The sequence below is a fragment of the Streptomyces sp. NPDC054813 genome, assembly GCF_053611365.1.
Genome location: NZ_JBSHAF010000017.1, coordinates 81,944 through 93,056, shown reverse-complemented (window position 1 = coordinate 93,056; position 11,113 = coordinate 81,944). Strand labels below are relative to the sequence as shown.

Genomic DNA, 11,113 nt, shown 5'->3' with positions numbered 1-11,113 from the left:
CACCCGCCCGCGCCCCCGGTCGCGGGTGCGGGCGGGCGCCGGCCCGCGGGGGTCGCGGCCCGCGGCCCCGGGGGGGCCCCCCCCCGGGGGGGCCGGGCCCCCCGGGGGGGCGCCGGCGAGGAGGCTCCGTCTCGTCATGCCGTGGTGCGCGCTGTTCATTCCGGCGGTGCTCATTCCGTACGTCCTTCCCATGGCGACTTTCCTGCCGGCTTTCCTGCCGGCTTTCCTGGCGGCGTTTCATGGTTGTGAACGATGTTCATATCTGCGTCGGCCGCGAGCATGCCACGACGCCCTGTCACCTCGAAAGAGTCATGCAGGGGTCAATCAGGTCTGGACCTGAAGTCAGTCAGTGGGGCGTTCGATCAGGTGCGTGAACGCGTCCAGATTCCGCGTCGACTCGCCCCGGGACACCCGCCACGCGTACTCCTTGCGGATCGCGGCGGCGAAGCCCAGCTCCAGGAGGGTGTTGAAGGCGCCGTCCGCCGCCTCCAGGACCTGGCCGAGCAGGCGGTCGATCTCGTCGGGGGTGACGGAGGCGAGCGGGAGCCTGGCGGTGACGTAGATGTCGCCGAGGCGGTCGACGGCGTAACTCACGCTGTACAGCTTGAGGTTGCGCTCGAGGAGCCAGCGGTGGACGGCCGGCTCGTTCTCGTCGGGGTGCCGGATGACGAAGGCGTTCAGGGAGAGGGAGTGGCGGCCGGCCAGGAGGGAGACGGTCGTCTTCAGCTTGCGGGTACCGGGGAGCTGTACCACGTAGTTGCCGGGCCCGGGGCTCTCCCACTCCAGTTCGGCGTCCTTCAGGACCCCCTCGATGACCTGTGCGGCCTTGTCCACATCACCCATGGGCCGAGCGTACGCGACGGCGGTGGGACTGGGTCGCGGCCATGTAGACGTCGGCGGTGGCGGCGGCCGCGGTGTCCCAGCCGAACGACTGGGCGTGCCGGGCGGCGGCGTTGCCGAGACGGTCCGCCAGGGAGGGATCGTCGGCGAAACGACCCAGCATGCGCGCGTAGTCGGCGGGATCGTGACCGCGCACCAGGAAGCCGGTCTCGCCGTCCCGTACGGCCACCGGCAGCCCGCCGACCGAGGCGGCGAGGACGGGGGTGCCGGCCGCCTGCGCCTCTATCGCCACCAGGCCGAAGGACTCGCTGTAGGACGGCATGACCAGCACGGAGGCCGCCCGGAACCAGTCCGCCAGCTGCTCCTGGCCGACCGGCGGCCGGAAGCGGACGACGTCCGCGACGCCGAGCCGCGCGGCCAGCTTCTGCAGGCCTTCCGGCTTGGCGAGGCCGCTGCCGCTGGGGCCGCCGACGATCGGTACGACGATCCGGGAGCGCAGCTCGGGCCGCTCGTCGAGGAGCACGGCCACCGCCCTGAGCAGTACGTCGGGGGCCTTCAGGGGCTGGATGCGGCCCGCGAAGAGCGGGATCAGCGCGTCCTGCGGGAGGTCCAGGCGGGCGCGGGCGGCGGCGCGGCCGTCGGCGGGGCGGAAGCGTTCCAGGTTCACGCCGGGGTGGACGACGGCGACCTTGGCGGGGTCGGCGCAGTAGTGCCGTACGAGTTCGTCGGCCTCTTCGGAGGTGTTGGCGATCAGGCAGTCGGCCGCGGACACGATCTGGGTCTCGCCGATCACGCGGGCGGCGGGCTCGGGGGTGTCGCCGTCGGCCAGGCAGGCGTTCTTGACCTTGGCCATGGTGTGCATCGCGTGCACCAGGGGGACGCCCCAGCGCTGGGCGGCGAGCCAGCCGACGTGCCCGGAGAGCCAGTAGTGCGAGTGGACGAGGTCGTAGTAGCCGGGGCGGTGGCCGGCCCAGGCCTGCATCACGCCGTGCGTGAAGGCGCACAGCTGGGCCGGGAGGTCCTCCTTGGCGAGGCCCTCGTAGGGGCCGGCGTCGACGTGCCGGACGAGGACGCCGGGGGCGAGTTCGACGGTCGGCGGGAGCCCGCCGGAGGTGGCCCGGGTGAAGATCTCGACGTCGATGTTGATCGCGGCGAGGCGCTGCGCGAGCTCGACGATGTAGACGTTCATGCCGCCGGCGTCGCCGGTGCCGGGCTGGTGGAGCGGTGAGGTGTGCACGGAGAGCATGGCGACGCGGCGGGGCCTGCGGCTGCGGAGAAGCCGAGCAGCAGCGGACGGGGAGCGGCGCCCGAGCCTGCTGACGTACTGGCTCACGTGGCGGTCCTCCTTGTTGCGGGCATGCCGGTGGGAGGGTGTGGGGTTCCCTCTCGGGATGCAACGCGGAGGGGTGGATTCCCATTCCGGAGCATGGGGTTTTTACCGGGGTATTACCTTGAATCGCTCAACCGTTCGAGGGTGAGATGCGTGGGGGCGGTCCTGTTGTGGGTGCGGGCGGGTGGGCGGGGGCTTGTCGCGCCCACGCGGCGGCAGCCGCAGATGAACACAGCCCCGCCCCCCTGTCGGGGCGCCTCACTTCGGGGCGCTCACTGTTTACCCTCTTAGACATGACAGCCCGCGCCGCTTCCCGCCCCGTGGGGACGGTGACGCGCGGGACCACGAATCCCAACCGGCTGCGCCGTATGGACCGGTGGATCGCCGCCACGCACGGGGCCGCGCTGCGTCGCGCCGTCGATCCCGTGGCCGTGGACCTCGGGTACGGCGCCGCTCCCTGGACCGCCGTCGAGTTGCTCGGGCGGCTGCGTACCGTCGACCCGCGCGCGCGGGTCGTCGGGATCGAGATCGAGCCCGACCGGGTCGCCGCCGCGAAGCCGTACGAGCGGGACGGACTGGTCTTCCGGCACGGCGGGTTCGAGATCCCGGTCCCCGGGCGGCCGTTGCTCGTGCGCGCGGCCAACGTGCTGCGGCAGTACGACGAGCGCGAGGTCGCCGCCGTCTGGGCACGGCTGTGTGCACGGCTGGCGCCGGACGGCCTGCTGGTCGAGGGGACCTGTGACGAGATCGGGCGGCGGCACGTGTGGGTCGCGCTCGGGCCGGAGGGACCCCGGACGGTGACCTTCGCGACCCGGCTCGGCTCCCTGGAACGGCCGTCGGACCTCGCCGAGCGGCTGCCGAAGGCGCTGATCCACCGCAATGTGCCGGGCGAGCCGGTGCACGCGTTCCTGCGGGACTTCGACCGCGCCTGGGCGGCCGCCGCCCCCTACGCGTCGTACGGCGCCCGGCAGCGGTGGATCCGGGCGGTGCGGGATCTGGCCGCCGACTGGCCGGTGACGGACTCGGCGGTGCGCTGGCGGCAGGGGGAAGTGACCGTGGCGTGGGCGGCATTGGCACCCTCGGCCTGATGCCGGCGGGCCGGGAACGATCTCGGTGAGGCGTTCGTCACAAAGGCGTGGAGATCGTCATGCTCGGGGGGGGGAACCGGGGAGGAACCCACCCGCCACTGCCTCTGTCGGTTTGCGGCGTGACATGGCACGATCCTCCACGTGTCGGAAGTTACTGACGGTTAATCAGTTTTGGGGGGTCGGGTCATGGGACCGGACAAGCACGACGTCCGGGCGGGTGGGCGTCGCGGGATCCTGGCAGCGGCCGTGACCGTGGTCTGCGCGGTGACCGTACTGGCGGCGCCGGGCACGGCGTTCGCGGCACCGAGCCCCACGCCGTCCTCCGGCAGTTCTCCCAGCGCCTCCGTGACTCTCCCGCCCGACAAGGACCTTGAGGCCGTACAGAAGAAACTGGACGGTCTCTACCATGACGCGGCCGTCGCCACCGACGCGTACAACGCCGCCGAAGAGGCCGCCGAGAAGCAGTCCGCCGAGATCGTCGACCTGGCCAAGAAGATCGTCAAGGGGCAGCAGAAGCTCGACGGGTTGAAGGCGCGGGCGGGCCGGGCGGCGGCCGCCCAGTACCGCACCGGCGGGCTGCCCGACAGCGCCAAGCTGCTGCTGAGCGACAACCCCTCGCAGTTCCTGGACGGAGCCGGGAGGGTACTCCAGGGCGAGCGCGCCACCAAGGGCCTGATCAGCGAACTGACCCGGACCCAGCAGGACTTGAAGCAGTACGCGGCGGACGCGGCCGACCAGTGGAACAGGCTGGAGGCGGGCCGCAAGGCGAAGGCCGCCGCGAAGAAGAAGATCACGCAGCGGATCGCCGCCGCCGAGAAGCTCCAGTCGACGCTGGAGAAGAAGCAGAAGGAGCGGCTCGCCGAGCTGGAGCGGGAGGCCGCCTACCAGGCGCAGACCGCCTGGCTGGACACCGGGATACTCGACGAGATCCACAGCAAGGCGTCCGCGGCGGGCAGGAAGGCGGTCGCGTTCGCCACCGCCCAGATCGGCAAGCCGTACGTGTGGGGCGCGGAGGGCCCGGACTCCTACGACTGCTCCGGGCTGACCTCGCAGGCCTGGGCGAGCGCCGGGCGGCCGATCCCGCGCACCTCGCAGGAGCAGTGGAAGCAGCTCAAGCACGTCGACGTCAAGGACATGCGCCCCGGCGACCTGATCATCTACTTCGACGACGCCAGCCATGTCGCGATGTACGTCGGTGACGGCGCGATCATCCAAGCCCCGCGCCCGGGACGGACGGTGTCGATCGGCGGCGCCGGGACGATGCCGATCCTGGGGGTGGTACGGCCGGACGCCTGAGCACCGCCGGGCATTTTAGGCGTGATGTACCTTTCGTGAGCTGCACCACGTGACCCAGTGCACGCCAACACCCTTGGAAACCCCGGCACCACGTGACCTTCGTCATCCCCGCCGGACTGCCTTCTTGTCCAACTGCGTTACGGCACGCGGCATATGCCAAAGGACTGAGACGGAGCGACGCGGCTCACACCATTCCGTTGCGGCGGCCAGTACCGCTATGGTCCCCGTCGGGTGGGTCGAGGTCCCTCGCCCCGCCATGCCCTCGGGGGGAGGGAAGGAACCCAACACGATGCCCGTACCCGTACCGCGGCAGAGAGCGATCCCGGCCGTGGAGAGTGGTCAGGCGCCGGTCGCCATGCCCGCACAGGGCGGCGGCCACCTCAAGGAAGAGGCCAACCGCACGGAAGCCGTCGCCACGAACAGCGGCGGCACCACTCTCACCCTGCTGCTGATCGAGGACGATCCGGCCGGTTCGCCGATCCTGCCCGAGTTGCGGGACGCGTCCGGCAACTCGATCCGTGTCCGCACCGCCCGCAACCTCACCGAGGCCGAGCGGCTGCTGACCGACGACGTCCACTGCATCCTGCTCGACCTGGCGCTGCCGGCGCCGGGCCGCGCCGACGACGACGCCGACGAGCTCGCCGTGCTCAAGCACGTGCTCAAGCTCGCGCCCCGGCACGCCGTGCTCGCGCTCACCGCCTCCGGTGACGCCGAGCGCGGCGACGAGGCCGTGCGCGTCGGCGCGCAGGACTACCTCTTCCGGGACGAGCTGGACGGCCGGCTGCTGAGCCGCGCCATCCGCTACGCCGTCGAGCGCAAGCGGTCCCTCACGGTCGAGCGCAAGCTCGCGGAGGGGCGGATGCGGGCGCAGGAGAACCGCCGCCTGGAGCGGGGCCTGCTGCCCACACCGCTCCTGGACGGCTCCTCGCTGCGCTTCGCCGCCCGCTACCGCCCCGGCCGCTCGCGCGCGCTGCTCGGCGGTGACTTCTACGACACCGTGCGCACACCCGACGGGACCGTGCACGCGATGATCGGTGACGTCTGCGGGCACGGCCCGGACGAGGCCGCACTCGGTGTGGAGCTGCGGATCGCCTGGCGTGCGCTGACCCTGGCGGGACTGTGCGGCGACGAGCTGCTGGGCACGCTGCAGGAGGTGCTGGAGCACGAGCGCTCCGACGAGGAGATCTTCGCGACGCTCTGCACCGTCGACATAGCGCCGGACGGGCGCCGGGCCGGGCTCTGCCTGGCCGGTCACCCGGCCCCGCTGGTCGCCCGCCCCGGGCGGCCGGCGGAGCTGCTGCCGTACGACAACAACGGGCCGGCGCTGGGGCTGCTGCGGGGGGCTCGGTGGCCGCGGATGCAGGTGGAGCTGGGCGCCGAGTGGAGCCTGATGCTCTACACCGACGGGCTGATCGAGGGCCGCGTCGGCTCGGGCGGGGAGCGGCTCGGTCAGGAGGGGATGGTCGAGATGGTGCGCCGGCAGCTGGGCGAGGGGCTCAGCGGGGAGGCCTTGCTGCGGGCGGCGGTGAACGAGGTGCGGGAGATGAACGGCGGCGAGCTGACGGACGACGTCGCCCTGGTGCTGCTGGACCGGCAGGCCTGATCGGCGCTCGCCGGGGGGCGCGGTCGTAGGCGGTCAGACGGTCGCTCCGGGCCGGCCGCCCCCACGCGGCGGAGCCGCATGTCGATACAGCCCCGGCCCGGACCCCTTTGAGGCGCGTCCGGTGGGCGCGCCTCAGCGGGCGCGCCCCGCGGAATCACCGGCCGCCGTTGTACGGGCCGTACGGGCCGTCGCTGCTGCTGCCGCCTCGGCGGCCGAAGCCGCGGCCGGAGACCTGCCTGAGGGCCGGGCGGACGTCGACGAAGAAGACGATCGTGGCGACCAGGCCCGCCAGCTGGAGGAAGAGCATGGGCACCAGCAGGTTCACCGCGACCGCGATGCCGAGGATGATCAGCCAGAAGCCCTTGTTCTGCTTGTCCGCGGCCCGGTACGCGTCGTTCCGGAAGAGCGCGGCCATGACCAGCGCCACCACGGCGAGGACCAGCATGGCGAGGTAGAGCAGCCCCAGAAAACTTGAGAAGCCCTGCATCAGCACAACGTCCACCACCCGTTTCGGCTTGTTCCTACGCGGCCACCGTACCCGCTGGGCCGATCCCGCTGTTCCGATAACGGGCCGGACACCCGAGGAGTGCCCGGCCCGTGCGTCCCTTCGCCCTGCCGGTTACTTGGCCGGCGGGGTGGTCTTCTTGGCCGGGGTGGCCTTGCGGGGCGCCGGGGCCTTCTTGGCGTTGGCGTTGGCGGTCGGGGCCTTCTTCACCGCGACCGGCTTGGCCTCGGCGGCCTTCGGCTGCTCCGCCTTCTTCTCGTCGGCCTTGACCTCGACCGGCTCGGGCTTGCCCTCGACGGCGATGGCCAGGTCCTCGATCTCGTCGGCGGCCTCGCCGCGCCAGGTCTTCACGGCCTGCTCGCCGTGCTCGGCGACCTTCTCGTAGGTCTCGCGGGCCTTGACGGCGTACTCGGCGGCCACGCCGACCTGGCGCAGCGCGAAGTCCTGGGCGGACTCGCCGAGCTTCTTGAGGTCGCCGTCGAGGGAGACGATGAAGTCGTTGACCCTGGCCTGGAGGCTGGCCTGCGCCTCCTTGGCCTTGGCACCGGCCTCCTTGGCGCGGGTGGCGGCCTTCTCCTGCACGGCCTTCGGGTCGGCCTTGCGGACGGCCTCGATGCGGGCCGGGGCCTCGGCACGCAGCTGCTCGACCAGGCCGGGGACCTTCCTGGCCTGCTGGAGGGCGAGGTCGGCGGTGCCGGCGGCGAAGTAGAACGGAGTCGGGTCGCTGAGGGTCTTGCGCAGATCGTCGGTGATGGCCATGGTGATGGTCCTCCCGGATTCAGGTTCGGCTGAGGGTTTTGTGGTCCGTGGCGTGGCGGTCGGCGCGCTTGGCCGGCTCATCCGGCCGTCCGCCCCGGATCGGTCTCGCTGCCGGCATCACTGCCGGTACCGCTGTCGGCGTCACTGCCGATGTCACTGCCGGCTTCGCTGCCGTCGCCCCGCACGCCGTCGCCTCGCACACCGCCGGCCTCGCTGCCGGCGGCACTCGCGTTCTCCTCGCCCGACCCGAAGCCGTTCTCCTTGCGGAACGACTCGTAGATCTGGAGCAGCACCTGCTTCTGCCGCTCGTCGAGGGTGGGGTCGGCGAGGATGACCGCGCGGGTCTCCACCTCGTTCAGATCCCGCTGGGCGTCGAGGATGCCGGCGCGGACGTACAGCGTCTCGGCGGAGATCCGCAGGGCTTTCGCGACCTGCTGGAGCACCTCCGCGCTCGGCTTGCGCAGCCCGCGCTCGATCTGGCTCAGGTACGGATTGGACACGCCGGCGGCGTCGGCGAGCTGCCTGAGCGACAGCTGCGCGTTGCGCCGCTGTTCGCGCAGATACTCACCGAGATTGCCGACGTTGAGCGATGCCATACCCCCACCCTGCCCCATCCTCGCTAACAATTGCAAGCACCCGCTTGCAAAAGTGTGCCCCGCGTGTCGCGCCCGATGCGGTCAGCCTCGGGAGATGCAGAAGGGATGTCCCGCCGGATCCGTGAGAACCCGCACCTTGGCGGCCTCGTGCGGCTGGTGTTCCGGCTTGCCCGCGCCCAGCTCCAGCAGCCGGGCCTCGGCCTCGTCCAGATCCTCGACCTCGAAGCAGAGGTGCAGCTGTTGGGGAACGGTCTGCTCCGGCCAGCGCGGCGCCCGGTAGTCGTCGACCCGTTGAAAACCGATGAAGAGTCCGTGCTCACCGTTGAGGCCCGCGAAGTCGGCGTCCGACTTCGGGTGCGGTCCAAGGCCGCTGGCCTGCTGGTAGAACGCCGCCAGAGCCGGCGGATCAGGGCAGTCGAGCGTTATCGCGACCAGCTTCATCTGCAGGGACATGGCGCCTCCGGGTCGGCCAGTGGACTTCCGCGCCGAACACCTTAGGGGCAGGGGTATCGGACACGGTCGGGATCCTTGGACCGTCACCCGCGCGGCGTCAACTGTGCGTCTTCAGCCAGGACTCCAGGGCGCCGAAGTCCGCCGGTGTCAGACCGAACTCGTGGGTGACGCGGTGGAGCAGGGCCGGGCCGTGATGGTGGGTGGCGACCCAGGCGCGGTCGGCCTCGGTGATCTCGTCGTCGATCCAGATGAACGGCCGCTCCCCCGCCCACTCCACCAGCGGCCGCGTCTTCCAGTGCAGCAGGGCGGGCGGCTCGTCCTCGTCCGGCCACTCCACCACGGGCAGCGGGGGCAGGCCCAGCCACGGGGCGACGCAGGTGTTCGCGTCGTCCATCCAGGTGGTGGCCCAGACGAGCTGGCAGCCGAGTGCGGCCAGGCGCGGGCCCAGTGCCGGGTCGATGCGGGTGACCAGCGGGTTCAACGGGGCGTGGGCGGTCTCGTAGGCCGGGTACAGGTGCCCCGCCGGGGCGCCGAAGGGGATGAGGGTGCCGTCGATGTCCAGGAAGAGAATCATCGGGGCCAGGATCCCTCAGAACGGCAGCGGCCTCGCGTGCACCACGTCCAGCCTCGTCACCGCCCGGGTCAGCACCACGTACAGCCGGTGCAGCCCGCGTTCCTCGCCCTCCGCCACCGCCGCCGGTTCCACCGCCACCACGTGGTCGTACTCCAGGCCCTTGACCAGGCTCGCCGGGACCACGGCCACCCTGGCGCCGAGCTGGTCCGCCTCCGCCGGTTCGATGCCCGCGGCGGTGAGCGCGGCGCGTACGTCGGCGACCTGCGCGTCCGCCGCCAGGACGCCCACCGATCCCTCGCGGGTCAGGGCCTCCCGTACCGCGGTGACCGTGGCGGCCCGCACGTCCCGCGTCGGACGGATGGTCAGCTCCCCGTCCGCGCGGTAGGACCGGGCCGGGGGCACGTCCGTGTCCAGCCGTTCGAGCAGCCGGTTCGTCAGGTCCACGACCGCCGCCGGGACGCGGAACCCGGTGGTGAGCGGGACGACCGTCGCGTCCGGCTTGCCCAGGTGGCGCAGTACCGCGTCCCAGCTCCGCGCCGACCAGGGCGTGGTGGCCTGGGCCAGGTCGCCGAGGACGGTGAGGGAGCCGAAGTCGGCGCGGCGGGCGATCGCCCGGCACTCCATGGGCGACAGGTCCTGGGCCTCGTCGACGACGATATGGCCGTAGCCCTCGGGGTGTTCGACGAGCCCGGCGACCTCGTCGAGGAGCACCAGGTCGGCGGGTGACCAGCGGGCGGACTTGTACGAGCGTGGGGGGCGGGGCCAGCGCAACGCCTGCTGCTCGTCGGGATCGAGGAGGCCCTCGGCCGCCCGCGCCAGCACCTCGGCGTCCGTGAGGAGTTCGGCCAGCACCTCCTCCGGGCGCACCTTCGGCCAGACGGTGTCGAGGCAGGCGCTCATCGCCCGCGACCGTTCCAGGCGGCGGGTCCAGGTGGCCGGCTGCGGCCCGGCCCGCCGTTCGGCCTGGAGCTGTACGGCCCGCATCGCCCGCCCCCGCACCCGCTCCCGCCCGACGGCGTACGGCGGTTCCTCGCGCCGTACCGCCGCGACGATCTCGGTCAGCGCGGCGGCGGACACCCGCCAGGTGTAGGTGCCGTCGGAGAGGGAGAGGGGGTGGACGGCCTCGGTGGACACGTGGGCGTACAGGGCGCGGCGCAGGACCTCGGCCATCCGGGGGTCGTGCTTGAGCGCGGCGGCGCGGGCGGATTCGGTGCCGGTGGCCGGATGGCGGGCGATCTCCTCGTGGAGGGTGGTCTGGCGTACGCCGGTCTCGCCCAGCGCCGGCAGCACCTCGGAGATGTAGGAGAGGAAGGTGCGGTTGGGGCCGAGGATCAGCAGGCCGGAGCGGCGGATGCGCTGGGGGTGGGTGTAGAGGAGGTAGGCGGCGCGGTGCAGGCCGACGGCGGTCTTGCCGGTGCCCGGGGCGCCCTGGACGCAGACGGAGGCGGTGAGGTCGGCGCGTACCAGGTCGTCCTGGTCGGGCTGGATGGTGGCGGCGATGTCCCGCATGGGGCCGACGCGGGGCCGTTCGATCTCCCGGGCGAGGAGGGTGCCGGGGCCGGACTCGCCCGCGGTCAGCCGCTCGTCCTCCCAGCCGGTGAGGTCCGCGGAGTCGCCGTGGCTGCCCGGGGCCCAGCCGAACCGGCGCCGTACCGCGACGCCCTGCGGTTCGTCGGGGCCGGCCTGGTAGAAGGCCCGGGAGACGGGTGCCCGCCAGTCGACGACCAGGGGCGGGGCGGTCGGCTCCGCGCTGATCCGCAGCCGGCCGATGCGGTAGCTCTGCCCGGCGTGCTCGCCGGAGGAGAAGTCCAGCTTGCCGAAGAACAGCGGGCCCTCGGGCAGCTCGCGCATCTCCTTGGCCCGGCTGCGCAGCCGGTACCCGAGGACCTCGGCGTCGGCGCCGGAGGCGGAGACGTCCTCGCCGGTGACGACGTGCTCGGCGGCGCCTTCGACCATGTGGGCGAGGGCGGCTCGGCAGGTGTCGTGGTAGGCGCGTTCACGGTCGAGTTCGCGCTGGGCGGGTTCCTGCTGGGCGAGTTCCCTCTGCATGGGGAACAGCGTAAGCGAGA

General features: G+C 72.3%; 11 protein-coding genes. 3 read left to right on the top strand and 8 right to left on the bottom strand.

What is annotated here, in order from left to right; translation table 11 throughout:
* Positions 1-342: 342 nt before the first annotated feature.
* Entirely contained in the window at positions 343-843 is a 501-nt protein-coding gene (locus ACWGJB_RS30780; RefSeq protein WP_450762184.1) for a YbjN domain-containing protein, read from the bottom strand.
* Positions 836-2,173 (bottom strand): D-inositol-3-phosphate glycosyltransferase, encoded by a 1,338-nt coding sequence (mshA, locus tag ACWGJB_RS30775; protein ID WP_453383317.1) that lies wholly within the window; start codon positions 2,171-2,173, stop codon positions 836-838. The genes ACWGJB_RS30780 and mshA overlap by 8 nt, the downstream gene beginning before the upstream one ends.
* A gap of 290 nt (positions 2,174-2,463) precedes the next feature.
* On the opposite strand from mshA, the gene ACWGJB_RS30770 reads away from it, so the two are divergent.
* The 3 genes from ACWGJB_RS30770 to ACWGJB_RS30760 all read left to right on the top strand — a co-directional run bounded on the left by ACWGJB_RS30770 (position 2,464) and on the right by ACWGJB_RS30760 (position 6,157).
* Positions 2,464-3,258, top strand: a complete 795-nt coding sequence (locus ACWGJB_RS30770; protein ID WP_453383316.1) for a class I SAM-dependent methyltransferase — start codon at positions 2,464-2,466, stop codon at positions 3,256-3,258.
* Between the two features lie 186 nt (positions 3,259-3,444).
* Entirely contained in the window at positions 3,445-4,554 is a 1,110-nt protein-coding gene (locus tag ACWGJB_RS30765) for a C40 family peptidase (RefSeq protein ID WP_453383315.1), read from the top strand.
* A gap of 289 nt (positions 4,555-4,843) precedes the next feature.
* A complete protein-coding gene (locus ACWGJB_RS30760; RefSeq protein ID WP_453383314.1) occupies positions 4,844-6,157 on the top strand; it encodes a PP2C family protein-serine/threonine phosphatase in 1,314 nt (437 codons plus the stop codon).
* 154 nt (positions 6,158-6,311) lie between these two features.
* Here the strand turns inward: ACWGJB_RS30760 and ACWGJB_RS30755 are convergent, their stop codons facing one another.
* The 6 genes from ACWGJB_RS30755 to ACWGJB_RS30730 all read right to left on the bottom strand — a co-directional run bounded on the left by ACWGJB_RS30755 (position 6,312) and on the right by ACWGJB_RS30730 (position 11,093).
* Positions 6,312-6,644 carry a DUF2516 family protein gene (locus ACWGJB_RS30755; protein ID WP_450762174.1) on the bottom strand — a complete coding sequence of 111 codons (333 nt, stop codon included), beginning with the start codon at positions 6,642-6,644 and terminating at the stop codon, positions 6,312-6,314.
* A gap of 132 nt (positions 6,645-6,776) precedes the next feature.
* Complete coding sequence (locus ACWGJB_RS30750; RefSeq protein WP_453383313.1) at positions 6,777-7,421, bottom strand: hypothetical protein; 645 nt, start codon at positions 7,419-7,421, stop codon at positions 6,777-6,779.
* Between the two features lie 77 nt (positions 7,422-7,498).
* Positions 7,499-8,017, bottom strand: a complete 519-nt coding sequence (locus tag ACWGJB_RS30745; RefSeq protein WP_453383312.1) for a helix-turn-helix domain-containing protein — start codon at positions 8,015-8,017, stop codon at positions 7,499-7,501.
* An 81-nt stretch (positions 8,018-8,098) separates the two neighbouring features.
* A complete protein-coding gene (locus ACWGJB_RS30740) occupies positions 8,099-8,470 on the bottom strand; it encodes a VOC family protein (RefSeq protein ID WP_453383311.1) in 372 nt (123 codons plus the stop codon).
* Between the two features lie 97 nt (positions 8,471-8,567).
* Positions 8,568-9,044: an HAD domain-containing protein gene (locus tag ACWGJB_RS30735; protein ID WP_453383310.1), complete on the bottom strand. Its 477-nt coding sequence runs from the start codon at positions 9,042-9,044 to the stop codon at positions 8,568-8,570.
* 15 nt (positions 9,045-9,059) lie between these two features.
* Complete coding sequence (locus ACWGJB_RS30730; RefSeq protein ID WP_453383309.1) at positions 9,060-11,093, bottom strand: HelD family protein; 2,034 nt, start codon at positions 11,091-11,093, stop codon at positions 9,060-9,062.
* Positions 11,094-11,113: the final 20 nt, after the last annotated feature.